This is a genomic window from Polynucleobacter sp. es-GGE-1 (assembly GCF_018882005.1).
Classification (GTDB): Bacteria; Pseudomonadota; Gammaproteobacteria; order Burkholderiales; family Burkholderiaceae; genus Polynucleobacter.
In genome coordinates, this window is the sequence record NZ_JACVPE010000001.1 from 97,069 (window position 1) to 120,700 (window position 23,632).

Genomic DNA, 23,632 nt, shown 5'->3' on the forward strand with positions numbered 1-23,632 from the left:
ACTAAAGGCAGAACAAAAATGGCAAAAGAAAAATTCGAGCGGACAAAACCGCACGTAAACGTAGGCACTATCGGTCACGTTGACCACGGTAAAACGACCTTGACAGCAGCAATTGCAACCGTGCTCTCAAAAGCATTCGGTGGCGAAGCAAAAGCATATGATCAGATCGATGCTGCTCCTGAAGAAAAAGCCCGTGGTATTACGATTAATACTGCGCACGTTGAGTATGAGACTGCAAACCGTCACTACGCTCACGTTGACTGCCCAGGACATGCTGACTACGTTAAGAACATGATTACAGGCGCTGCTCAGATGGACGGCGCTATTTTGGTTTGCTCTGCAGCTGATGGCCCAATGCCACAAACGCGTGAGCACATCCTTTTGGCACGCCAAGTCGGTGTTCCTTACATCGTGGTGTTCTTAAACAAGTGCGATATGGTTGATGATGCTGAATTGCTCGAGTTAGTTGAAATGGAAGTGCGTGAACTTCTGTCTAAATATGACTTCCCAGGCGATGACACACCGATCATCCAAGGTTCTGCTAAGTTAGCCTTAGAAGGCGACGAAGGTCCATTGGGTAAAGAAGCCATCATGAAATTGGCTGAAGCCCTTGATACTTACATCCCAACACCAGAGCGTGCCATTGATGGCGCCTTCTTGATGCCAGTAGAAGACGTGTTCTCCATCTCTGGTCGCGGTACTGTAGTGACTGGTCGTATTGAGCGCGGTATCGTTAAAGTTGGCGAAGAGATTGAAATCGTTGGTATCAAACCAACTCTCAAAACTACTTGTACTGGTGTTGAAATGTTCCGCAAATTGCTCGACCAAGGTCAAGCAGGCGATAACGTGGGTATCTTATTGCGCGGTACAAAACGTGAAGAAGTTGAGCGCGGCCAAGTATTGGCTAAGCCAGGTTCAATCACCCCCCATACTCACTTTACAGCCGAGGTTTACATCTTGGGTAAAGATGAAGGTGGCCGTCATACACCATTCTTTAACAACTATCGTCCTCAGTTTTACTTCCGCACAACGGACGTAACTGGTTCTATTGAGTTGCCAAAAGACAAAGAAATGGTCATGCCTGGTGATAACGTCACGATTACCGTCAAACTCATCGCCCCTATCGCGATGGAAGAAGGTTTACGTTTTGCGATCCGTGAAGGTGGCCGTACTGTTGGCGCCGGTGTGGTTGCAAAGATTTTGGCTTAAGTAGTTTTTGGTAATGAGTTTTTATAAAGGGGTGTAGCTCAATTGGCAGAGCGTTGGTCTCCAAAACCAAAGGTTGGGGGTTCGATGCCCTCCGCCCCTGCCACGATTTGAACTGAAAGTAATATGTCTCAACAAACTGCAAGTCATTCTGAAGAAAAGAGTAGCTGGGTCTCTGGACTCGCTGCTTTAATCGTCGTTGCTGCGTTAGTGCTTTACTACACGCTCATCGACCAATCTTTATTGGTGCGCTTGGGTGTATTGTTCGGTGGCATTGCAGCTGCGGTTTTGATTGTGGCGATTTCACCCGATGGGCGTCGTTTTATTGCCTATGCAAAAGATTCTTGGTACGAAGTAAAAAAGGTTGTTTGGCCGACTCGTAAAGAGACTACCCAAATGACTCTAGTCGTATTTGGCTTTGTTCTGATCATGTCCTTGTTTTTATGGATTGCAGACAAATTGATTGAATGGCTAGTTTTTTCAGTCCTTTTAGGCTGGAAGTGAGTAAAACATGATTGATTCTGAAGTAGCTGCAAACCCACAAGCTACCGGCAATATGCGCTGGTATGTAATCCACGCTTACTCTGGAATGGAAAAGAGCGTTAAAAAAGGCCTTGAGGAGCGTATTGCACGTTCTGGCATGCCTGAGAAATTTGGCCGTATTTTGGTCCCATCCGAAGAGGTGGTAGAGATCAAATCTGGCACAAAATCAGTCACTGAGCGCCGTTTCTTCCCAGGTTATGTCCTGATTGAGATGGAAATGACCGATGAAAGCTGGCATTTGGTGAAAAATACGCCAAAAGTGACCGGTTTCGTGGGAGGTGTTCGTAACCGTCCAAGCCCTATTTCTACTGCTGAAGTCACCAAAATCATGGATCAGATGCAGGCTGGCGTGGATAAACCGAAGCCCAAGACCCTGTTTGAGGTGGGTGAGATGGTGCGCGTGAAAGAAGGCCCATTTACAGACTTCAACGGAAACGTTGAGGAAGTGAACTATGAGAAGTCAAGATTACGCGTTTCTGTTACAATCTTCGGTCGCGGTACCCCAGTTGAGCTGGAGTTTGGCCAAGTAGAAAAGATGTAAAAACAAGGACTTAGTCCGGTTTTGTAAGTGAAGTAGTTGTTTTAAGTGGTTATTTGGTTTTAGTAATTAACCGAGGAGCGGAGCTAGAAAGCCAAAAACTAGCAAAGCGTTTACTCAACGGCGGTCTTTCCTAATGAGGTTAGGCGCGCTTTAAGGAGCACACATGGCAAAGAAGATTATTGGCTTTATCAAACTGCAGATCCCTGCAGGTAAAGCAAATCCATCACCACCCGTAGGTCCAGCATTGGGTCAACGCGGCCTGAACATTATGGAATTTTGTAAGGCGTTTAATGCTCAAACTCAGAGCATGGAACCTGGCCTGCCAATTCCAGTCGTGATTACAGCATTCGCTGATAAGAGCTTCACATTCATCATGAAGACTCCTCCAGCAACCATCATGATCAAGAAGGCTGCGAAGATCGAAAAAGGATCACCACGTCCGCATACCGACAAGGTAGGAAAAATTACCCGTGCTCAAGCGGAAGAAATCGCTAAAGCAAAAATGCCAGATTTGACAGCAGCCGATATGGACGCAGCTGTTAGAACAATTGCTGGTAGCGCCCGTTCCATGGGCATCACTGTGGAAGGTCTCTAATCATGACTAAATTATCTAAACGCGTAAAAGCAATTCAATCTAAGGTTGATCGCAACAAGTTCTATTCATTGGAAGATGCATTGAGCCTCGTTAAAGAGTGCGCAACTGCTAAGTTCGATGAGTCTATCGACGTTGCTGTTCAGTTGGGTATTGATGCTAAGAAATCTGACCAAGTTGTGCGTGGCGCAGTAGTGCTTCCAGCTGGTACAGGTAAGCACGTTCGTGTTGCTGTTTTTGCACAAGGCGAGAAAGCCGAACAGGCTAAAGCCGCTGGCGCAGAAATCGTTGGCATGGAAGAACTTGCTGAACAAATTAAAGGCGGCAAAATTGATTTTGACGTTTTGATCGCATCACCAGACACAATGAAAATTGTTGGTACCTTGGGTCAAGTATTGGGCCCACGTGGTTTGATGCCAAATCCAAAAGTGGGAACTGTGACTCCTGACGTAGCTACTGCAGTAAAGAATGCAAAAGCGGGTCAAGTGCAATTCCGTGTGGACAAAGCCGGTATCGTGCACGCAAGCATTGGTCGTCGTTCATTCGAGCCAACTGCACTAAAGTCCAATTTGCTTGCATTGCTTGAGGCTTTGAATAAAGCAAAGCCGCCTGCATCTAAGGGAATTTATTTAAAGAAGGTTGCCGTAAGCAGCACCATGGGTGCAGGCGTACGTGTTGACCAAGCATCGTTACAAGCGGCTCAATAAGTAGCTTGTAACAAAAAAGAACTTTGGGTCGGCTCCTGCTCTTTGAGTGAGAGTCGAACATCAAAGACCGTTGGTGAATTAGTTGCTAATACAGAGTTAATTCTTAATCGTTACGAAAGTAATAGCCAGCGCAGATGGCGACCCTGAAAAGATTTTCACAAGAGTCTTTGTGAACAAATGATCAGACGCTGGTGTGTAACCCCAACTGGAAACAGTTGGTTTTTATGGAGTTAAACCGTGCCTTTGAATGTACAAGACAAAAAAGCGATTGTTGCTGATGTCGGCGCTCAATTGGCTGGAGCCCAAACTGTCGTGCTCGCTGAATACCGTGGTATTCCAGTAGAGCAGTTGACAAAGCTACGTGCTAGCGCACGTGACCAAGGTGTCTATCTTCGCGTTTTGAAGAACACATTGGCACGCCGTGCTGCACAAGGCACACAGTTTGAGCCTCTTGCTGATTCGATGGTTGGCCCCTTGATTTACGGCATCTCTGCTGATCCGATTGCTTCGGCAAAAGTATTGCAGGGCTTTGCTAAGACTCAAGATTTGCTAGTCATTAAAGCTGGCTTATACAACGGCAAGTTGTTAGATGTTGCGGGTGTAAAAGCTCTCGCAACAATTCCAAGCCGCGACGAGTTGTTATCTCAGTTGTTAGGTGTGATGTTGGCACCTGTTTCTGCGATGGCTCGCGTATTGGGCGCAGTAGCAGCACAAAAGGCAGCTGGAGCACCTGCTCCTGTAGCCGAAGCTCCAGCACCTGTAGCAGAAGCAGCAGCCCCAGCAGCAGTTGTTGCTGAAGCCGCCGCTCCTGAGGCAGTCGCTGAGCCTGCAGCCGCAGCCCCAGAAGCTGGAACAGAAGCAAAAGAAACCCCTGCCGCTGAATAAGCGACAGATTAACTATTTAAGTATTAGGAGCTAAAAATGGCGATAACTAAAGAAGAAATCATTGATGCAGTAGGTAGCATGTCCGTTATGGATTTGAACGATTTGGTTAAAGCGTTCGAAGAGAAGTTTGGTGTCTCAGCCGCAGCGATGGCTGTTGCTGGTCCTGCTGGTGCAGGCGGTGGTGGTGCTGCTGCTGAAGAGCAAACAGAATTCACTGTGAACTTGCTCGAAGCTGGCGCAAACAAGGTTTCAGTAATTAAGGCAGTTCGCGAAATTACTGGTCTTGGCTTAAAAGAAGCTAAGGACTTGGTTGACGGTGCACCGAAGCCAATCAAAGAGGGCGTTGACAAGAAAACTGCTGAAGAAGCTAAGAAGAAGCTTGAAGAAGCTGGCGCTAAAGCAGAACTCAAGTAATACACACTTCGCTAGCGCTTCTCAAAAAGGAGCGTTAGCTATGTTGGGTTTGACCATTAGTGGTCAAACCCGATTTCATTTCTGATTGAAATCGGGTTTGCCTTCTGATACGACTGCAGAATGCAAGTTTGGTCGGACACTAAATCGAACGGTTTAGTGTTGTCCGCCAGTGATTGGTAGTGGCCAATCGCCAAATCTTTGTACAGTCGCTGAATTCGGAGATGAAATGAACTATAGCTTCACCGAACGCAAGCGAGTCCGTAAAAGCTTTGCTAAGCGAGTAAATAACCACCAGGTTCCGTACCTGATCGCAACGCAGCTGGAATCCTACGCTAAATTTTTACAGGCTGAAAAGCCAGCCATGTCTCGCCTTACAGAGGGACTTCAAGCTGCCTTTACTTCAGCATTCCCAATTGTGTCTAACAACGGCTACGCACGTATGGAATACGTGTCTTACCAGTTATCACAGCCTCCATTTGACGTTAAAGAATGTCAACAGCGTGGTTACACATACCACTCTGCCTTACGCGCAAAAGTTCGCTTGATTATTTATGATCGCGAAGCGCCTACTAAGGTGAAAGAGGTAAAAGAGAGCGAAGTCTACATGGGTGAAATTCCACTCATGACAGAAAACGGCTCTTTTGTAATCAACGGTACTGAGCGTGTGATCGTTTCTCAGTTACACCGTTCTCCAGGTGTGTTCTTTGAGCACGATAAGGGCAAAACCCATAGTTCCGGTAAGTTGCTGTTCTCAGCACGCATCATTCCTTACCGTGGTTCATGGCTCGATTTCGAGTTTGATCCAAAAGATATTCTCTATTTCCGCGTTGACCGTCGTCGTAAGATGCCTGTCACCATTTTGCTCAAAGCAATTGGTTTAAACAACGAACAGATTCTTGCAAACTTCTTCAACTTTGATCATTTTGCATTGACAGCTAATGGCGCTTCAATGGAATTTGTTCCAGAGCGTTTGCGTGGCCAGCTGGCTAACTTTGATGTGCTCGATAAGAATGGCGTTGTTGTCATTCAAAAAGACAAGCGCATCAATGCAAAGCATATTCGCGAACTTGAAGCTGCTAAGACAAAAACGATTGCTGTACCAGATGACTATTTAGTTGGTCGCGTAGTTGCACGTAATATCGTTGATCCAGATTCTGGTGAAATCTTGGCGTACGCTAATGATGAAATCACTGAAGAGTTATTGGCTACATTGCGCGATGCTGGCATCAAGCAATTGGAAACCATTTACACCAATGATTTAGATTCTGGTGCGTATATTTCTCAGACACTGCGTACCGATGAAATTGCTGATCAAACAGCAGCACGTATTGCCATCTACCGCATGATGCGCCCTGGTGAGCCCCCAACAGAAGATGCTGTTGAAGCTTTGTTCCAGCGCTTGTTCTATAGCGAAGATGCTTACGACTTATCTCGTGTTGGCCGTATGAAGGTCAATAGCCGTTTGAACCGCCCAGAAATGGAAGGTCCAATGGTTCTGTCGAATGAAGATATTCTCGACACGATTAAGTCCCTCGTAGATTTGCGTAACGGCAAAGGCGAAGTAGACGATATCGATCACTTAGGTAATCGTCGTGTACGTTGCGTTGGCGAATTGGCAGAAAACCAATTCCGTGCTGGTTTGTCACGTGTTGAGCGTGCGGTTAAAGAACGTCTCGGCCAAGCCGAAACAGAAAATCTCATGCCGCATGACTTGATTAATAGCAAGCCAATTTCTTCTGCGATTCGTGAGTTCTTCGGTTCTTCACAGTTATCCCAGTTTATGGATCAAACCAACCCACTTTCAGAGATCACGCACAAGCGTCGTATTTCTGCATTGGGACCTGGTGGTTTGACACGCGAGCGCGCAGGTTTCGAAGTGCGCGACGTGCATCCAACCCACTACGGACGTGTTTGCCCAATTGAAACTCCAGAGGGACCAAACATTGGTCTGATCAACTCACTCGCACTATTTGCACGTTTGAATGAACATGGCTTCCTCGAGACGCCATACCGTAAGGTTTCCAATAGCAAGGTAAGCGATGAAGTGGTTTACCTCTCTGCAATTGAAGAAGCCAAGTATGTGATTGCTCAGGCGAATGCCACGATCGATAAAAACGGCAAGTTAGCTGACGAATTGGTTTCTGCCCGTCAAGCTGGTGAGACCATGATGGTTGGCCCAGAGCGTATCGATTTCATCGACGTTGCTCCTAGCCAGATCGTTTCTGCTGCAGCCTCACTCGTTCCATTCTTAGAGCACGATGATGCGAACCGTGCGTTGATGGGTGCGAACATGCAGCGTCAAGCAGTTCCTTGCTTGCGTCCAGATAAGCCATTGGTTGGTACAGGTTTAGAGCGTATTGTTGCGGTTGACTCCGGCACTGTTGTGCTGGCTAACCGCGGCGGTATCGTAGATTACGTTGATGCAAACCGTGTGGTGATTCGTGTAAACGATGATGAAACTGCAGCTGGTGAAGTAGGTGTGGATATTTATAACCTCATCAAGTACACCCGTTCAAACCAAAATACCAACATCAATCAACGTCCAATCGTAAAAGTTGGCGATCGTGTAGCCCGTGGCGACGTCGTTGCTGACGGCGCATCTACCGATTTAGGTGAATTGGCTTTGGGTCAAAACATGACTGTGGCATTTATGCCATGGAACGGTTACAACTTCGAAGATTCAATCTTGATCTCTGAGAAGGTTGTTGCTGATGACCGCTACACCTCTATTCATATTGAAGAGTTGTCAGTAGTTGCACGTGACACCAAGCTTGGTTCAGAAGAAATTACTCGCGATATTTCCAATTTGGCAGAGTCACAACTCTCCCGTTTGGATGAGAGCGGTATTGTTTACATCGGCGCTGAAGTTGAAGCTGGTGACGTATTGGTTGGTAAGGTAACTCCAAAGGGCGAGACTACTCTCACTCCTGAAGAGAAGTTACTGCGTGCGATCTTCGGTGAAAAAGCATCTGATGTGAAAGATACTTCTTTACGCGTTCCTTCAGGAATGATTGGTACTGTTATCGATGTTCAAGTCTTCACCCGTGAAGGTATTGAGCGCGATGCCCGTGCCCAGTCCATCATTCAAGAAGAACTACAACGCTATCGTTTGGACTTAAACGACCAGTTGCGTATTGTTGAAGGCGATGCCTTCATGCGTTTAGAAAAGCTGTTGGTTGGAAAAGTTGCTAATGGCGGCCCTAAGAAATTAGCTAAAGGTACCAAGATCGACAAGGATTACCTTGCTGATTTGGACAAATACCATTGGTTTGATGTTCGTCCAGCGGATGATGAAGTTGCCTCACAAGTCGAAGCAATCAAATCTTCTATCGAAGCGAAGCGTAAACAGTTTGATGAAGCTTTTGAAGAGAAGCGTACCAAGCTTACCCAGGGCGATGATTTACAGCCTGGTGTAACCAAGATGGTTAAGGTGTACTTGGCAGTGAAACGCCGCTTACAGCCTGGTGACAAGATGGCCGGTCGTCATGGTAACAAGGGTGTGGTTTCTAAAATTGCCCCTGCAGAAGACATGCCATTTATGGCTGACGGACGCCCTGTAGACATCGTCTTGAACCCATTGGGTGTGCCTTCCCGTATGAACGTTGGCCAGATTTTGGAAACCCACTTAGGTTGGGCTGCCCAAGGTATTGGTAAGCGTATCGACGAGATGGTTCGCGAACACGCTAAGCAAACTGAATTGCGTAAGTTCTTCAAGCAGCTTTATAACGAAACCGGTCGTATCGAAGACATCGATAATTTCACTGATGAGCAGATCACTGTTTTGGCTGAGAATCTTCGCCAAGGCTTGCCATTTGCAACACCAGTGTTTGACGGTGCCACTGAGACAGAAATCGGACGTATGCTCGAGTTGGCTTATCCAGAAGAGGTTGCTAAATCTTTGAAGATGACGCCTTCACGTCAGCAAATGATTTTGTGCGACGGCCGCACTGGCGATCAGTTTGAGCGTCCAGTGACTGTTGGTGTCATGCATGTCTTGAAACTACACCATTTGGTCGACGACAAGATGCACGCACGTTCAACCGGACCTTACTCATTAGTAACGCAACAGCCATTGGGCGGTAAAGCCCAGTTTGGTGGTCAGCGCTTTGGTGAGATGGAAGTTTGGGCCCTCGAAGCATACGGTGCTTCATATGTCTTGCAGGAAATGCTGACAGTGAAGTCCGATGACGTCGCAGGCCGTACCAAGGTATACGAAAACATCGTCAAGGGCGAGCACACGATTGATGCTGGCATGCCCGAATCCTTCAACGTACTGGTAAAAGAAATTCGTTCGTTGGGTATTGACATTGACATGGAGCGCAACTGATATGAAAGCATTGCTCGATTTATTTAAGCAAACGCAGGGCGAAGAGCAGTTTGATGTCATCAAAATTGGTCTCGCATCTCCTGAGAAAATTCGCTCATGGTCTTTTGGTGAAGTACGCAAACCAGAAACCATCAACTACCGGACTTTTAAGCCCGAGCGTGATGGTTTGTTCTGCGCCAAGATTTTTGGACCAACCAAAGACTACGAGTGCTTATGCGGTAAGTACAAGCGCTTAAAGTTCCGTGGCGTAATCTGCGAGAAGTGCGGTGTTGAAGTTACTCTCGCTAAGGTACGTCGTGAGCGCATGGGCCACATTGAGTTGGCAGCCCCTGTAGCGCACATTTGGTTCTTGAAGTCCCTACCATCTCGTTTGGGTATGGTTCTCGATATGACCTTGCGTGATATTGAGCGCGTTCTCTACTTTGAAGCATATGTAGTGGTTGATCCTGGCATGACTCCTGAAGGCGCAATGAAGCGTGGTCAGATCATGTCTGAAGATGAATACATTGCGAAAACTGAAGAGTATGGTGACGGTGCATTTACCGCTATCATGGGCGCTGAAGGTATTCGTGATCTCTTGCGTTCGATTGATATTGATCGTGAAGTAGAGACCATTCGTGCTGATTTAAAAGCTACTGGTAGCGATGCCAAGATCAAGAAATACGCTAAGCGCTTAAAAGTGCTTGAGGCGTTCCAGACTTCAGGTATCAAGCCTGACTGGATGATCATGGAAGTATTGCCAGTATTGCCACCTGAATTGCGCCCATTGGTGCCATTGGATGGCGGTCGCTTTGCTACTTCCGATTTGAACGACCTCTATCGTCGTGTGATCAACCGTAACAACCGTTTGAAGCGTTTGTTAGAGTTGCGCGCACCAGAGATCATCGTTCGTAACGAAAAACGCATGTTGCAAGAAGCGGTTGACTCATTGCTCGACAATGGTCGTCGCGGTAAGGCTATGACTGGCGCTAACAAGCGTCCTCTTAAGTCCTTGGCTGAGATGATTAAAGGTAAGAGCGGTCGTTTCCGTCAAAACTTGTTGGGTAAACGCGTTGACTACTCTGGTCGTTCAGTCATCGTAGTTGGCCCTACATTGAAATTGCATCAGTGCGGTTTACCAAAATTGATGGCCTTGGAATTGTTCAAGCCATTCATTTTCAACAAGCTTGAGACTTTGGGAATTGCAACCACGATTAAGGCTGCGAAGAAAGAAGTTGAGAGCCAGACACCAATCGTTTGGGACATTCTCGAAGAAGTGATTCGTGAACATCCAATCATGTTGAATCGTGCGCCTACATTGCACCGTCTCGGTATTCAGGCTTTCGAGCCAATGCTGATTGAAGGTAAAGCAATCCAATTGCACCCATTAGTTTGCGCGGCATTTAACGCGGACTTTGACGGTGACCAAATGGCGGTTCACGTTCCTTTGTCGCTCGAAGCGCAAATGGAAGCGCGTACATTGATGTTGGCTTCGAACAACGTATTGTTCCCAGCTAACGGCGAACCATCCATCGTTCCTTCGCAGGACGTGGTGTTGGGTCTGTACTACGCTACCCGTGACAAGATCAACGGTAAGGGCGAAGGCATGGTTTTCGCCAACATTACTGAAGTAGTGCGCGCATACGAAGCCGGCCAGGTTGAATTGGCATCTCGTGTTGCTGTGCGTATTACTGAGTTTGAGATTGTGGATAAGAAGGCAGAGGGCGATGCCCGTTTTGCCGAAAAAACCAAGATCTATCAAACTTCAGTTGGCCGTGCAATCTTGTCTGAGATTTTGCCTAAAGGGATGTCCTTCGAGGAAATCAACAAGCCTTTGAAGAAAAAAGAAATCTCACGTTTGATCAACACTTCATTCCGTAAGTGCGGCTTGCGTGAAACTGTGATTTTTGCTGACCGTCTCTTGCAGTCTGGTTTCCGCTTGGCCACCAATGCTGGTATCTCGGTTGCGATCGACGATATGCTGATCCCAACCTCCAAAGAGCGCATCATCACTGAAGCTTCTGCCAAGGTTAAGGAATATGACAAGCAGTTCATGTCAGGTCTCGTAACCAATCAAGAGCGTTATAACAACGTGGTTGATATTTGGGGCGCTGCAGGCGACCAAGTTGGCAAGGCGATGATGGATGAGTTGTCACACGTTGACGTTGTCGACCGTAACGGCAAAACTGTGCGTCAAGAATCCTTTAACTCTATCTATATGATGGCGGATTCTGGTGCGCGTGGATCTGCAGCGCAAATTCGTCAGTTAGCTGGTATGCGTGGTTTGATGGCGAAGCCTGATGGCTCCATTATTGAAACCCCAATTACTGCAAACTTCCGCGAAGGTTTGAACGTATTGCAGTACTTCATTTCAACCCACGGTGCTCGTAAAGGTTTGGCTGATACTGCGTTGAAGACAGCGAACTCTGGTTACTTGACCCGTCGTTTGTGCGACGTTACTCAAGACCTCGTAGTGATCGAGGATGATTGCGGCGCAACTTCTGGCGTTACTATGAAGGCCCTTGTTGAAGGTGGCGAAATTATCGAAGCATTGCGTGACCGTATTTTGGGTCGTGTCTGCATCGGTGACATTGTTCATCCTGATACACAAGAAGTCATCGTTCCTAACGACACCTTGCTCGATGAAGATCATGTTGATCAGATCGTGGCATTGGGCATCGACGAAGTTAAAGTTCGTACAGTATTGTCTTGCTTAACCCGCTTTGGCTTGTGCGCCAAGTGCTACGGACGTGATCTCGGTCGCGGTGGTTTGGTGAACGTTGGTGAAGCAGTTGGTGTGATCGCTGCTCAGTCTATCGGTGAGCCAGGCACACAGTTGACTATGCGTACCTTCCACATTGGTGGTGCAGCGTCACGTGCCTTGGTTGCAAGCAATATTGAAGCCAAATCAAATGGTGCTTTGAAGTTCTCAGGCACGATGCGTGTTGTGAAGAACGCGAAGGGTGAGCAGATCGTGATTTCACGTTCTGGCGAAGCCTTGATCGTTGATGAGAATGGTCGTGAGCGCGAACGTCATAAAGTACCTTACGGTGCAACTCTCTTGTTAAAAGAAGATGCAGCAGTGAAGGCTGGCGCAAGCTTAGCAACCTGGGATCCCTTAACACGCCCGATTATTTCTGAGTACGCTGGTATCGCTCGCTTCGACAACGTCGAAGAGGGTGTCACTGTTGCTAAGCAGGTTGACGAAGTGACTGGTCTTTCCACTTTGGTGGTGATTGACGGTAAGCGTCGTTCAGCTGCAAGCAAAGGTGTTCGCCCAATGATCAACTTAGTTGATGAGAAGGGTAACGAAGTCATGATCGCCGGCACTGATCACCCAGTAAACATTGGTCTCCAAGTGGGCGCTTTGATTACTGTTAAGGACGGTCAAAAAGTCGAAGTTGGTGAAGTATTGGCGCGTATTCCAATCGAATCACAGAAGACTCGCGACATTACCGGTGGTTTGCCACGCGTTGCAGAATTGTTCGAAGCACGTTCACCAAAAGATGCAGCAGTATTGGCGAAAGTGACTGGAACAGTCTCCTTCGGTAAAGAAACCAAAGGTAAACAGCGTTTGGTGATTACCGATATGGATGGCGAAGCCAATGAGTTCTTGATTCCTAAAGAGAAACAAGTTCTCGTTCACGACGGTCAAGTTGTGAACAAGGGCGAGATGATTGTGGAAGGCCCTGCTGATCCGCATGACATCTTGACTCTCAAAGGTATCGAAGAGTTGGCAATCTACATCGTTGACGAAGTTCAAGACGTTTATCGTCTCCAGGGCGTGAAGATCAATGACAAGCACATTGAAGTGATCGTGCGTCAGATGTTGCGTCGTGTTCAGGTAACTGATCCAGGCGATACATCCTTCATTACTGGTGAGCAAGTTGAGCGTTCTAAGTTATATGACGCAAACGATGCTGTGATTGCACAAGGCAAGCACCCAGCTCAGTTCGACAACGTATTGCTTGGTATTACTAAGGCATCCTTGTCGACCGATAGCTTTATTTCAGCGGCTTCTTTCCAAGAAACCACCCGTGTATTGACCGAAGCTGCCATTATGGGCAAGACCGATACACTCCGTGGCCTCAAGGAAAACGTCATTATTGGTCGCCTGATCCCTGCTGGTACCGGCTTGTCTTATCGTCGTGCACGCAAGGTCAGAGAGCAATTCGAGCGCGATCGCGCTCAAATGATTGCCGCCGAAGAGGAGGCATTGGCTAACGCCCCTGTTGAAATCGAGGCTGAAGTCATTGCTCCTGCTGGGGAGGCTGATCCGAGCTAATTTGGTAATTCTGGCCAGAAATGGCCAGTTTTTTCCCTTTAGGTTGACGGAAAAGGCTGGCCAAGCTAGAATGCTGAGTTCTACTGATTCAGAAGAAGGTCTTTTTGACCTAGAAATTCTCTAAGTCATTGATTTTCTTGAAGAAAGCAACAAAGAAGTACTAACCGAGCTATTTTATGCCAACAATTAATCAATTATTACGCAAGCCAAGAACAAGGCTTACCGTTAAAAGCAAGAGCCCTGCGCTGCAAAACAGCCCGCAGCGCCGTGGTGTTTGTACACGTGTGTACACCACTACTCCTAAAAAGCCTAACTCTGCGCTCCGTAAAGTAGCTAAAGTTCGCTTAACCAATGGTTTTGAAGTGATTTCATACATTGGCGGTGAAGGCCATAACCTCCAGGAACACTCAGTAGTGTTGATTCGTGGCGGTCGTGTAAAGGACTTACCAGGTGTGCGTTACCACATCGTTCGCGGTTCTTTGGACTTACAAGGTGTTAAAGATCGTAAACAAGCCCGCTCTAAATACGGTGCTAAGCGCGCTAAGAAAGCTGCTTAATTTTAAGAATTAAGCAGTAGCGGTTTTTGTAGTAAGTCGTTGTTTGTCAGACTCAAAAGACAAGTAAGTGGATGTTCCGTCTAGGAATTTTTCTTAGATAGTAGGACAACCGGAGCGGGTGATCCAGGTGGGCCACCCCTAACTGAACTGAAGGAGTAGTTATGCCACGTCGTCGTGAAGTTCCCAAACGGGAAATTTTGCCGGATCCAAAATTCGGCAATGTAGAAGTAGCTAAATTCATGAACGTCCTGATGTTGGACGGCAAGAAATCGGTTGCAGAGCGTATCGTTTACGGTGCCTTTGATCACATCGAGAAAAAAGCAAATAAAGAACCACTCGAAATTTTTTCTACAGCCATGGGTAATGTTAAGCCAATGGTTGAGGTAAAGAGCCGTCGTGTTGGTGGTGCTAACTATCAAGTTCCTGTTGAAGTTCGTCCATCACGCCGTTCCGCTTTGGCAATGCGCTGGTTGCGCGAAGCCGCTAAAAAGCGCGGTGAAAAATCCATGGCTCAACGTTTGGCCAACGAATTATTAGAAGCTGCTGAAGGTCGTGGCGGCGCAATGAAGAAGCGTGAAGAAGTTCACCGTATGGCAGAAGCTAATAAAGCTTTCTCACATTTCCGCTTCTAATCCAATAGTTAAGAAAAGGCACCAACAGTGGCACGTAAAACCCCCATCGACAAATACCGCAATATTGGTATTTCTGCGCACATTGACGCAGGTAAGACAACAACTACAGAACGCGTTTTGTTCTACACCGGTGTTAACCACAAAATCGGTGAAGTCCATGATGGCGCAGCTACCATGGACTGGATGGAGCAAGAGCAAGAGCGTGGTATCACGATTACTTCTGCTGCTACCACCACTTTCTGGAAGGGTATGGCAGGAACAATGCCTGAGCACCGTATCAACATTATTGATACCCCAGGGCACGTAGACTTCACGATTGAAGTTGAGCGTTCAATGCGCGTTTTGGATGGTGCCTGCATGGTTTACTGTGCCGTAGGTGGAGTACAGCCACAATCTGAAACTGTTTGGCGTCAAGCAAACAAGTATCAAGTTCCACGCTTGGCATTTGTAAACAAGATGGACCGCACTGGTGCGAACTTCTTCAAGGTCTATGACCAAATGAAGACTCGTCTCAAGGCAAACCCAATCTTGATCCAGATTCCAATCGGCGCAGAAGAAAACTTTAAAGGCGTTGTGGACTTGGTAAAGATGAAGGCCATCTATTGGGATGAGGCTTCACAAGGTACCAAATTCACCTACGAAGAGATCCCTGCTGAATTGCAAGCTTCTGCTGAAGAGTGGCGCGAGAAGATGCTCGAAGCTGCTGCTGAAAGCTCAGAAGAGTTGATGGAAAAGTATCTCGGTGGCGAAGGCTTGACCGAAGAAGAAATTAAAGGCGCATTGCGTCAACGCACTATCGCCAATGAAATCGTTCCAATGTTGTGTGGAACTGCTTTCAAAAACAAAGGTGTTCAGGCGATGTTGGACGCAGTAGTTGAGTTGTTGCCATCCCCATTAGATGTGCCACCAGTTCTTTGCGAATTGGAAGACGGTACACCTGCAACTCGTGAAGCCTCTGATAGCGCCAAGTTTTCTGCATTGGCATTTAAGATCATGACTGACCCATTTGTTGGCCAGCTCATTTTCTTCCGCGTTTACTCAGGCGTCATGAAGTCTGGTGACACGATCTACAACCCAATCAAGGGCAAGAAAGAGCGTGTTGGCCGTTTGTTGCAGATGCATGCAAACCAACGTGAAGAAATTAAAGAAGTGTACGCAGGCGATATTGCTGCAGCAGTTGGTCTAAAAGACGCGACAACTGGCGAAACATTGTGTGATCCAGATAGCATCGTGATTTTGGAGCGCATGGTATTCCCAGAGCCAGTGATCTCACAGGCTGTTGAGCCAAAGACAAAAGCTGACCAAGAAAAAATGGGTCTTGCTTTGAATCGCTTGGCACAAGAAGATCCTTCTTTCCGCGTGAAGACTGATGAAGAGTCAGGCCAAACCATTATTTCCGGTATGGGCGAGCTCCACTTGGAAATTTTGGTTGATCGTATGAAACGTGAATTCAGCGTTGAAGCAACTGTTGGTAAGCCACAAGTTGCATACCGCGAAACCATTCGTAAGGTTTGCGAAGAGATCGAAGGTAAATTTGTTAAGCAGTCTGGTGGTCGTGGTCAATACGGTCACGTGGTTTTGAAGTTAGAGCCACAAGCCCCAGGCAAAGGTTTTGAATTCGTTGACGCTATTAAGGGTGGTGTAGTTCCACGTGAATACATTCCTGCAGTTGAAAAAGGCATTATCGAGACATTGAACTCCGGCATTTTGGCTGGCTATCCAGTAGTAGATATCAAAGCGACATTGTTCTTTGGTTCATACCACGACGTTGACTCCAACGAAAACGCATTTAAGATGGCAGGCTCAATGGCGTTCAAAGATGGAATGCGTAAAGCATCTCCAGTATTGCTTGAACCAATGATGGCTGTTGAAGTTGAAACACCAGAAGATTTCATGGGAAACGTAATGGGTGACCTCTCATCCCGTCGCGGTATTTTGCAAGGTATGGATGACATTCCAGGCGGCGGCAAGATCGTTCGTGCTGAAGTGCCGTTGGCAGAGATGTTTGGTTACTCAACTGGCTTGCGCTCGTTGACCCAAGGTCGCGCTACCTACACCATGGAATTTAAGCATTATTCCGAAGCACCGAAGAACGTTGCTGAAGCAGTTATGGCTGCTAAAGCGAAGTAATTTATCCACATTAATTTTGAATATTGACTAGCTAAAGAAGGCAGAACAAAAATGGCAAAAGAAAAATTCGAGCGGACAAAACCGCACGTAAACGTAGGCACTATCGGTCACGTTGACCACGGTAAAACGACCTTGACAGCAGCAATTGCAACCGTGCTCTCAAAAGCATTCGGTGGCGAAGCAAAAGCATATGATCAGATCGATGCTGCTCCTGAAGAAAAAGCCCGTGGTATTACGATTAATACTGCGCACGTTGAGTATGAGACTGCAAACCGTCACTACGCTCACGTTGACTGCCCAGGACATGCTGACTACGTTAAGAACATGATTACAGGCGCTGCTCAGATGGACGGCGCTATTTTGGTTTGCTCTGCAGCTGATGGCCCAATGCCACAAACGCGTGAGCACATCCTTTTGGCACGCCAAGTCGGTGTTCCTTACATCGTGGTGTTCTTAAACAAGTGCGATATGGTTGATGATGCTGAATTGCTCGAGTTAGTTGAAATGGAAGTGCGTGAACTTCTGTCTAAATATGACTTCCCAGGCGATGACACACCGATCATCCAAGGTTCTGCTAAGTTAGCCTTAGAAGGCGACGAAGGTCCATTGGGTAAAGAAGCCATCATGAAATTGGCTGAAGCCCTTGATACTTACATCCCAACACCAGAGCGTGCCATTGATGGCGCCTTCTTGATGCCAGTAGAAGACGTGTTCTCCATCTCTGGTCGCGGTACTGTAGTGACTGGTCGTATTGAGCGCGGTATCGTTAAAGTTGGCGAAGAGATTGAAATCGTTGGTATCAAACCAACTCTCAAAACTACTTGTACTGGTGTTGAAATGTTCCGCAAATTGCTCGACCAAGGTCAAGCAGGCGATAACGTGGGTATCTTATTGCGCGGTACAAAACGTGAAGAAGTTGAGCGCGGCCAAGTATTGGCTAAGCCAGGTTCAATCACCCCCCATACTCACTTTACAGCCGAGGTTTACATCTTGGGTAAAGATGAAGGTGGCCGTCATACACCATTCTTTAACAACTATCGTCCTCAGTTTTACTTCCGCACAACGGACGTAACTGGTTCTATTGAGTTGCCAAAAGACAAAGAAATGGTCATGCCTGGTGATAACGTCACGATTACCGTCAAACTCATCGCCCCTATCGCGATGGAAGAAGGTTTACGTTTTGCGATCCGTGAAGGTGGCCGTACTGTTGGCGCCGGTGTGGTTGCAAAGATTTTGGCTTAAGGAAGTAGAAGTAAATAATATTTAGCGGTTTGCTAACCGGTGACATCAGTGCTGCTGATGTCACCGTGCTCTTTAGATGTATAACGTGGCAGCACCACACCGCTCTTTGGAATTAATATGCAAAACCAAAAAATTCGTATTCGCCTTAAAGCATTTGATTACCGTTTGATCGACCAATCTGCAGCTGAAATCGTTGACACAGCTAAGCGTACTGGTGCGGTTGTTAAGGGTCCAGTTCCTTTGCCAACTCGTATTGAGCGTTTTGATATCTTGCGTTCACCACACGTGAACAAGACATCTCGTGATCAGTTAGAGATCCGTACCCATCTCCGTTTAATGGATATTGTTGATCCTACAGAGAAAACGGTAGATGCTTTGATGAAATTAGACCTTCCAGCAGGTGTGGACGTCGAAATTAAGTTGCAGTAATTTGTAGTTTCCGGTCTTTTTGCTTGTCAAGATCGGCATTTCAGGATAGAATCTAAGTCTTCGCTCAATTATTTGGGTGAATTTTTAGGCTGTATCAGCATTAAAAATGTTGTAAGTTATTGATTTAGAAGTACTTTTACTTGTAAATCACTTAAATTAATTTTGCCGACCAATCGTAGTCGGCGTGGAGCATGAATATGAGCTTAGGCTTAATCGGCCGCAAGGTCGGCATGACCCGTCTATTTACGGACGAAGGGGATTCAATTCCTGTGACCGTAATCGACGTGAGCGACAACAGAATCGCTCAAATCAAGACCCAGGCAACTGATGGCTATGATGCTATCCAGTTGGCACATGGCACACGTAGAGCTACTCGCGTTACCAAAGCAATGGCTGGTCACTTCGCTAAAGCAGGGGTGATGGCTGGTAATGGTCTCAACGAATTCCAATTAGACGCAGCAAAAATTGCAGAAATGACACCAGGACAAGTAATTCCTGCTGACGCTGCATTTACGGCTGGTCAAAAAGTGGACGTGCAAGGCGTATCGATCGGTAAAGGTTACGCCGGTACCATCAAGCGTTATCACTTTGCTTCTGGTCGCGCATCCCACGGTAACTCACGTTCACATAACGTACCAGGTTCAATCGGTATGGCGCAAGATCCAGGTCGTGTTTTCCCAGGTAAGCGCATGACTGGTCACCTTGGTGACGTTACCCGTACCGTACAAAATTTAGTCATCGCACGCATTGATGCAGAACGCAATCTCATCATGGTTAAAGGCGCTATTCCAGGTGCCCCAGGCGGTAAAGTGATTGTTACTCCAGCGGTGAAGACACCGTTGAAGAAGAAATAAGGAGAGCGAATATGGAACTTAAGCTTCTCCAAGACAACGGTACTTTAGGTGCAGGCGTACAAGCTTCACCAGAAGTATTCGAACGCGAATATAACGAAGCATTGGTACACCAAGTTGTAGTGGCTTATCAAGCAAATGCACGTAGCGGTAACCGTGCACAAAAAGACCGTGAGCAAGTTAAGCACACCACCAAGAAACCTTGGCGTCAAAAAGGTACTGGTCGTGCACGTGCTGGTATGAGCTCTTCCCCGCTGTGGCGTGGAGGTGGTCGTATATTCCCGAATTCTCCAGAAGAGAATTTCAGCCAAAAAGTAAATAAGAAAATGTACCGCGCTGGTATGAGATCTATCTTGTCTCAGTTAGCTCGCGAAGGTCGTTTGAATGTCGTTGATCAATTTAATCTTGATGCTCCAAAGACTAAAGTTTTGGCTGACAAAGTTAAGGCAATGGGCTTGGATTCAGTCTTGATTATTGTTGATCAGGTTAGCGAGAATTTGTACTTGGCATCACGTAACTTGCATAAAGTTGCCGTGGTTGAGCCACAGCACGCTGATCCATTAGCTTTGGTTCAATACAAAAAAGTATTGGTCAGCAAAGCAGCGATCGCAAAAATTGAGGAGTTGCTGAAATGAGCCAAGTCCGTAAAAACGATCACAACCTGATGAAGGTTCTGCTTGGTCCTGTTATCTCTGAGAAAGCCACTATGGTTGCAGAGAAAAACGAACAAGTAGTTTTCCAAGTAGCTCGCGATGCAAACAAGAGCGATGTAAAACAAGCAGTTGAATTGCTCTTCAAAGTGCAAGTTGACTCAGTTCAAATCGTGAATCAAAAGGGTAAGCCTAAGCGGTATGGCCGTTTTGAAGGTCGTCGTGACCACACTAAGAAGGCCTATGTGAATTTGAAGCCAGGTCAAGAAATTAACTTTGAAGCGGAGGCGAATTAATCATGCCTTTGATGAAGACAAAACCGACCTCACCAGGTCGTCGTTCAATGGTCAAGGTGGTCAATCCTGACCTGCATAAAGGTAAGCCTTTTGCAGCGTTGGTAGAGCCACAATTCCAAAAAGCGGGTCGCAACAATAATGGTCATATCACTACCCGTCATAAAGGTGGTGGTCATAAGCATCACTATCGTGTTGTTGATTTCAAACGCAACGACAAAGATGGCATTCCAGCAAAAGTTGAACGCTTGGAATACGATCCAAACCGCAGTGCAAATATTGCATTGATCGTGTTTGCTGATGGTGAGCGTCGCTACATTCCTGCTGCTAAAGGCATGACTGTTGGTCAAGCAATCATGAATGGCTCTGAGGCACCAATCAAATCTGGTAATAATTTGCCAATTCGCAACATTCCAGTTGGTAGCACTATTCACTGTGTTGAAATCCTCCCAGGCAAAGGTGCTCAAGTAGCGCGCTCTGCTGGTGGTTCAGCAGTATTGCTGGCTCGTGAAGGCGTATACGCTCAAGTGCGTTTGCGCTCCGGTGAAGTTCGCCGTGTTCTGATTGAGTGCCGTGCCACTATTGGTGAAGTTGGTAACGAAGAGCACAGCTTGCGTCAAATTGGTAAAGCAGGTGCAAATCGCTGGCGTGGTATTCGCCCAACCGTTCGCGGTGTGGCAATGAACCCAGTAGATCACCCACACGGTGGTGGTGAAGGTAGAACTGGCGAAGGCCGTGTACCTGTATCTCCATGGGGCACTCCAACCAAAGGTTATCGCACACGTCGCAATAAGCGCACAACTTCGATGATCGTTCAACGTCGTCAAAAACGTTAAGCGATAAGGATAAATAGATATGACACGTTCAGCTAAAAAAGGCCCATTCTGCGACGCCAGCTTAGTAAAAAAAGTTGAAGTTGCACAAGCCAACAAAGACAAAAAGCCGATCAAAACTTGGTCTCGCCGTTCAACAATTCTTCCAGACTTTATCGGTCTGACAATTGCTGTTCATAACGGTCGTCAACACGTTCCGGTTTATGTATCAGAAAACATGGTGGGTCATAAGTTAGGCGAATTTGCCTTGACCCGTACTTTCAAAGGTCACGCTGCTGACAAGAAAGTTGTGAAGAAGTAAGGGGATGATGATGGAAGTTAAAGCTATTCACAAGGGCGCCCGCATTTCTGCGCAAAAGACACGTTTGGTTGCAGACCAAATTCGTGGTTTGCCAATTGCACGCGCATTGAACATTTTGAATTTCAGCCCCAAAAAAGCTGCCTTCATTGTGAAGAAAGTAGTTGAATCAGCGATTGCAAATGCTGAACACAATAAAGGTGCCGACATTGATGAGCTCAAGGTATCGGCGGTAATCGTTGATAAAGGAACTTCCTTGAAGCGCTTCACTGCACGTGCTAAGGGTCGTGGCAATCAAATCGAAAAACAAACTTGTCACATTAGCGTGACCTTGAGTAACTAAGGAAAGATATGGGCCAAAAGATTAATCCCACCGGATTCCGACTCGCGGTAACGAAGAATTGGACATCACGTTGGTATGCAAATAACACTGACTTCGCAAAGATGCTGAAAGAGGACGTAGATGTCCGCAGCTATTTGAAGAAGAAGTTGAAGAATGCATCCGTTAGTAAAGTGGTAATCGAGCGTCCTGCTAAGAACGCCCGCATCACTATCTATAGCTCACGTCCAGGTGTTGTGATTGGTAAAAAAGGCGAAGATATTGAAGTTCTCCGTCGTGAATTACAAAAACGTATGGGTGTTCCAGTTCACGTGAACATTGAAGAAATTCGTAAGCCTGAAGTAGATGCACAATTGATTGCTGACTCTATTACTCAGCAGTTAGAAAAGCGCATCATGTTCCGTCGCGCTATGAAGCGTGCAATGCAAAGCGCAATGCGTCTTGGCGCACAAGGCATCAAGATCATGTCGTCTGGTCGTTTGAACGGTGCAGAAATTGCTCGTCGCGAATGGTACCGTGAAGGTCGTGTTCCACTTCATACATTGAAGGCTGATATTGATTACGCAACATCAGAGGCTGAAACAACCTACGGCATCATCGGTGTAAAAGTTTGGGTATACAAAGGCGATACATTGGGTCGCGGTGCAGAAGCTCAAGTGGCTGCTCCATCTGCTGAACCAGCTGCCGAAGAAAAGAAAACTCGTCGTGCTCCAAGCAAAACAGCTGCTCGTAAACCAGCTGCAGGTGCTGACAAGCCATTAGTTGCTGCTAAACCAGCAGTAAAGCGTGTGCGTAAGGTTGAAGCACCTGCCGCAGATACGCAGAAGTCAGGAGAGTAAGCATGCTACAACCAAAGCGTCGTAAGTATCGTAAGGAACAAAAAGGCCGTAACACTGGCGTGGCAACACGCGGTAGTTCTGTAGCCTTTGGTGACTTTGGCTTGAAGGCCGTTGGCCGTGGCCGTCTGACTGCTCGTCAAATCGAGTCAGCACGTCGCGCAATGACCCGCCACATTAAACGTGGTGGTCGTATCTGGATTCGTATTTTCCCAGATAAGCCAATTTCACAAAAACCTGCTGAAGTACGTATGGGTAACGGTAAAGGTAATCCAGAGTACTACGTAGCTGAAATTCAACCAGGCAAAGTGCTTTACGAAATGGATGGTGTGGATGAGACTTTGGCGCGCGAAGCTTTCAAGCTTGCTGCCGCTAAGTTGCCTTTGCAGACCACTTTCGTGATTCGCCACTTAGGTTGATCGGGATAGAGATTATGAAAAATAAAGAATTAGCAACCAAAGATCTGACTGGCTTGAACGCAGAATTGACAGAGCTCTTAAAGACTAACTTTAAGCTCCGTATGCAAAAAGGCACTCAGCAACTCACCAATACCAGCCAATTGGGTAAAACGAAGCGCGACATTGCTCGTGTTAAGACTTTTATTGCCCAAAAGACTGCGCAGAAATAAGGAAAAAGGGATATGACTGAATTATCTAAACCCTTACGCCGCACCCTCGTGGGCCGCGTTGTTAGCGACAAAATGCAAAAAACTGTGACCGTGTTGGTTGAGCGTCAAGTCAAGCATCCCGTGATTGGTAAGTATGTTGGCCAGTCCAAAAAGTACCACGCTCATGACGAAACTAGCACCTACAAGATGGGTGATACGGTTGAAATTGCTGAATCTAAGCCAATTTCACGCACCAAATCTTGGGTTGTAACCCGTTTGGTTGAGGCTTCAAAGGGTATTTAAGGTATTTTTAAGGGATTTTGGCGAAGTTTCTTACCAAATCCCTGTTTTACGTAGTAGAATAGATGGCTTCTCTGGTTTTATTGGAGAAGCAGTGTTTTTCATTAATTCCGGGTTTTAATTTTCGTTAAAGCCCATAGACGGAACCAAGACTG

At 46.7% G+C, this 23,632-nt stretch carries 23 protein-coding genes, 1 tRNA gene and 1 pseudogene; all 25 read left to right on the forward strand.

Annotation, left to right across the window (positions count from 1 at the left end):
* Positions 1-18: 18 nt before the first annotated feature.
* The 25 genes and pseudogenes from tuf (ICN35_RS00545) to rpsQ all read left to right on the forward strand — a co-directional run bounded on the left by tuf (ICN35_RS00545) (position 19) and on the right by rpsQ (position 23,480).
* Complete coding sequence (tuf, locus tag ICN35_RS00545) at positions 19-1,209, forward strand: elongation factor Tu (protein WP_215296093.1); 1,191 nt, start codon at positions 19-21, stop codon at positions 1,207-1,209.
* A gap of 27 nt (positions 1,210-1,236) precedes the next feature.
* Positions 1,237-1,312, forward strand: a tRNA-Trp gene (locus ICN35_RS00550).
* 20 nt (positions 1,313-1,332) lie between these two features.
* Complete coding sequence (gene secE / locus ICN35_RS00555; protein ID WP_215296094.1) at positions 1,333-1,710, forward strand: preprotein translocase subunit SecE; 378 nt, start codon at positions 1,333-1,335, stop codon at positions 1,708-1,710.
* Positions 1,711-1,717: 7 nt separating this feature from the next.
* The gene (nusG, locus tag ICN35_RS00560) at positions 1,718-2,290 is read left to right on the forward strand and encodes a transcription termination/antitermination protein NusG (protein ID WP_087908791.1); all 573 of its coding nucleotides are present in this window, start codon (positions 1,718-1,720) and stop codon (positions 2,288-2,290) included.
* 163 nt (positions 2,291-2,453) lie between these two features.
* Positions 2,454-2,885, forward strand: coding sequence for a 50S ribosomal protein L11 (gene rplK / locus ICN35_RS00565; protein ID WP_011901890.1), 432 nt, complete (start codon positions 2,454-2,456; stop codon positions 2,883-2,885).
* A gap of 2 nt (positions 2,886-2,887) precedes the next feature.
* Positions 2,888-3,589 (forward strand): 50S ribosomal protein L1, encoded by a 702-nt coding sequence (rplA, locus tag ICN35_RS00570; protein WP_215296095.1) that lies wholly within the window; start codon positions 2,888-2,890, stop codon positions 3,587-3,589.
* A gap of 237 nt (positions 3,590-3,826) precedes the next feature.
* Positions 3,827-4,345: pseudogene (rplJ, locus tag ICN35_RS00575) on the forward strand (50S ribosomal protein L10); the annotation flags it as partial.
* Between the two features lie 165 nt (positions 4,346-4,510).
* Positions 4,511-4,888: a 50S ribosomal protein L7/L12 gene (gene rplL / locus ICN35_RS00580; RefSeq protein WP_112202584.1), complete on the forward strand. Its 378-nt coding sequence runs from the start codon at positions 4,511-4,513 to the stop codon at positions 4,886-4,888.
* Between the two features lie 226 nt (positions 4,889-5,114).
* A complete protein-coding gene (gene rpoB / locus ICN35_RS00585) occupies positions 5,115-9,215 on the forward strand; it encodes a DNA-directed RNA polymerase subunit beta (protein ID WP_216123454.1) in 4,101 nt (1,366 codons plus the stop codon).
* Position 9,216: 1 nt separating this feature from the next.
* Positions 9,217-13,479, forward strand: coding sequence for a DNA-directed RNA polymerase subunit beta' (rpoC, locus tag ICN35_RS00590; protein WP_215296098.1), 4,263 nt, complete (start codon positions 9,217-9,219; stop codon positions 13,477-13,479).
* Positions 13,480-13,655: 176 nt separating this feature from the next.
* Complete coding sequence (gene rpsL, locus ICN35_RS00595) at positions 13,656-14,036, forward strand: 30S ribosomal protein S12 (protein WP_068947691.1); 381 nt, start codon at positions 13,656-13,658, stop codon at positions 14,034-14,036.
* A 161-nt stretch (positions 14,037-14,197) separates the two neighbouring features.
* Positions 14,198-14,668, forward strand: coding sequence for a 30S ribosomal protein S7 (gene rpsG / locus ICN35_RS00600; RefSeq protein WP_068320103.1), 471 nt, complete (start codon positions 14,198-14,200; stop codon positions 14,666-14,668).
* A gap of 27 nt (positions 14,669-14,695) precedes the next feature.
* Positions 14,696-16,798 carry an elongation factor G gene (gene fusA / locus ICN35_RS00605; protein ID WP_216123455.1) on the forward strand — a complete coding sequence of 701 codons (2,103 nt, stop codon included), beginning with the start codon at positions 14,696-14,698 and terminating at the stop codon, positions 16,796-16,798.
* A 51-nt stretch (positions 16,799-16,849) separates the two neighbouring features.
* Positions 16,850-18,040, forward strand: a complete 1,191-nt coding sequence (tuf, locus tag ICN35_RS00610) for an elongation factor Tu (protein WP_215296093.1) — start codon at positions 16,850-16,852, stop codon at positions 18,038-18,040.
* Between the two features lie 117 nt (positions 18,041-18,157).
* On the forward strand, positions 18,158-18,469 hold the full coding sequence (gene rpsJ / locus ICN35_RS00615; RefSeq protein WP_011901899.1) for a 30S ribosomal protein S10: 312 nt from the start codon (positions 18,158-18,160) through the stop codon (positions 18,467-18,469).
* Between the two features lie 197 nt (positions 18,470-18,666).
* Positions 18,667-19,323 (forward strand): 50S ribosomal protein L3, encoded by a 657-nt coding sequence (rplC, locus tag ICN35_RS00620; protein ID WP_215320696.1) that lies wholly within the window; start codon positions 18,667-18,669, stop codon positions 19,321-19,323.
* An 11-nt stretch (positions 19,324-19,334) separates the two neighbouring features.
* Positions 19,335-19,955 carry a 50S ribosomal protein L4 gene (gene rplD / locus ICN35_RS00625; RefSeq protein ID WP_087908798.1) on the forward strand — a complete coding sequence of 207 codons (621 nt, stop codon included), beginning with the start codon at positions 19,335-19,337 and terminating at the stop codon, positions 19,953-19,955.
* Complete coding sequence (rplW, locus tag ICN35_RS00630) at positions 19,952-20,266, forward strand: 50S ribosomal protein L23 (protein WP_068947693.1); 315 nt, start codon at positions 19,952-19,954, stop codon at positions 20,264-20,266. Before rplD ends, rplW begins: the two co-directional genes overlap by 4 nt.
* A gap of 2 nt (positions 20,267-20,268) precedes the next feature.
* Positions 20,269-21,099: a 50S ribosomal protein L2 gene (gene rplB / locus ICN35_RS00635; protein WP_087908799.1), complete on the forward strand. Its 831-nt coding sequence runs from the start codon at positions 20,269-20,271 to the stop codon at positions 21,097-21,099.
* Positions 21,100-21,118: 19 nt separating this feature from the next.
* Positions 21,119-21,397 (forward strand): 30S ribosomal protein S19, encoded by a 279-nt coding sequence (gene rpsS / locus ICN35_RS00640; protein ID WP_087908800.1) that lies wholly within the window; start codon positions 21,119-21,121, stop codon positions 21,395-21,397.
* Between the two features lie 7 nt (positions 21,398-21,404).
* Complete coding sequence (gene rplV, locus ICN35_RS00645) at positions 21,405-21,737, forward strand: 50S ribosomal protein L22 (protein ID WP_197712017.1); 333 nt, start codon at positions 21,405-21,407, stop codon at positions 21,735-21,737.
* 8 nt (positions 21,738-21,745) lie between these two features.
* On the forward strand, positions 21,746-22,573 hold the full coding sequence (gene rpsC, locus ICN35_RS00650) for a 30S ribosomal protein S3 (RefSeq protein ID WP_215296100.1): 828 nt from the start codon (positions 21,746-21,748) through the stop codon (positions 22,571-22,573).
* A gap of 2 nt (positions 22,574-22,575) precedes the next feature.
* Entirely contained in the window at positions 22,576-22,989 is a 414-nt protein-coding gene (rplP, locus tag ICN35_RS00655; RefSeq protein ID WP_071464443.1) for a 50S ribosomal protein L16, read from the forward strand.
* A 14-nt stretch (positions 22,990-23,003) separates the two neighbouring features.
* Positions 23,004-23,198 (forward strand): 50S ribosomal protein L29, encoded by a 195-nt coding sequence (gene rpmC, locus ICN35_RS00660; RefSeq protein ID WP_215296101.1) that lies wholly within the window; start codon positions 23,004-23,006, stop codon positions 23,196-23,198.
* A 12-nt stretch (positions 23,199-23,210) separates the two neighbouring features.
* Positions 23,211-23,480 carry a 30S ribosomal protein S17 gene (gene rpsQ / locus ICN35_RS00665; RefSeq protein ID WP_215296102.1) on the forward strand — a complete coding sequence of 90 codons (270 nt, stop codon included), beginning with the start codon at positions 23,211-23,213 and terminating at the stop codon, positions 23,478-23,480.
* Positions 23,481-23,632: the final 152 nt, after the last annotated feature.

Coding starts and splice junctions, on each gene's coding strand:
- tuf (WP_215296093.1), top strand. CDS start 19: ATGGCAAAAGAAAAATTCGAGCGGACAAAACCGCACGTAAACGTAGGC.
- secE (WP_215296094.1), top strand. CDS start 1,333: ATGTCTCAACAAACTGCAAGTCATTCTGAAGAAAAGAGTAGCTGGGTC.
- nusG (WP_087908791.1), top strand. CDS start 1,718: ATGATTGATTCTGAAGTAGCTGCAAACCCACAAGCTACCGGCAATATG.
- rplK (WP_011901890.1), top strand. CDS start 2,454: ATGGCAAAGAAGATTATTGGCTTTATCAAACTGCAGATCCCTGCAGGT.
- rplA (WP_215296095.1), top strand. CDS start 2,888: ATGACTAAATTATCTAAACGCGTAAAAGCAATTCAATCTAAGGTTGAT.
- rplL (WP_112202584.1), top strand. CDS start 4,511: ATGGCGATAACTAAAGAAGAAATCATTGATGCAGTAGGTAGCATGTCC.
- rpoB (WP_216123454.1), top strand. CDS start 5,115: ATGAACTATAGCTTCACCGAACGCAAGCGAGTCCGTAAAAGCTTTGCT.
- rpoC (WP_215296098.1), top strand. CDS start 9,217: ATGAAAGCATTGCTCGATTTATTTAAGCAAACGCAGGGCGAAGAGCAG.
- rpsL (WP_068947691.1), top strand. CDS start 13,656: ATGCCAACAATTAATCAATTATTACGCAAGCCAAGAACAAGGCTTACC.
- rpsG (WP_068320103.1), top strand. CDS start 14,198: ATGCCACGTCGTCGTGAAGTTCCCAAACGGGAAATTTTGCCGGATCCA.
- tuf (WP_215296093.1), top strand. CDS start 16,850: ATGGCAAAAGAAAAATTCGAGCGGACAAAACCGCACGTAAACGTAGGC.
- rpsJ (WP_011901899.1), top strand. CDS start 18,158: ATGCAAAACCAAAAAATTCGTATTCGCCTTAAAGCATTTGATTACCGT.
- rplC (WP_215320696.1), top strand. CDS start 18,667: ATGAGCTTAGGCTTAATCGGCCGCAAGGTCGGCATGACCCGTCTATTT.
- rplD (WP_087908798.1), top strand. CDS start 19,335: ATGGAACTTAAGCTTCTCCAAGACAACGGTACTTTAGGTGCAGGCGTA.
- rplW (WP_068947693.1), top strand. CDS start 19,952: ATGAGCCAAGTCCGTAAAAACGATCACAACCTGATGAAGGTTCTGCTT.
- rplB (WP_087908799.1), top strand. CDS start 20,269: ATGCCTTTGATGAAGACAAAACCGACCTCACCAGGTCGTCGTTCAATG.
- rpsS (WP_087908800.1), top strand. CDS start 21,119: ATGACACGTTCAGCTAAAAAAGGCCCATTCTGCGACGCCAGCTTAGTA.
- rplV (WP_197712017.1), top strand. CDS start 21,405: ATGATGGAAGTTAAAGCTATTCACAAGGGCGCCCGCATTTCTGCGCAA.
- rpsC (WP_215296100.1), top strand. CDS start 21,746: ATGGGCCAAAAGATTAATCCCACCGGATTCCGACTCGCGGTAACGAAG.
- rplP (WP_071464443.1), top strand. CDS start 22,576: ATGCTACAACCAAAGCGTCGTAAGTATCGTAAGGAACAAAAAGGCCGT.
- rpmC (WP_215296101.1), top strand. CDS start 23,004: ATGAAAAATAAAGAATTAGCAACCAAAGATCTGACTGGCTTGAACGCA.
- rpsQ (WP_215296102.1), top strand. CDS start 23,211: ATGACTGAATTATCTAAACCCTTACGCCGCACCCTCGTGGGCCGCGTT.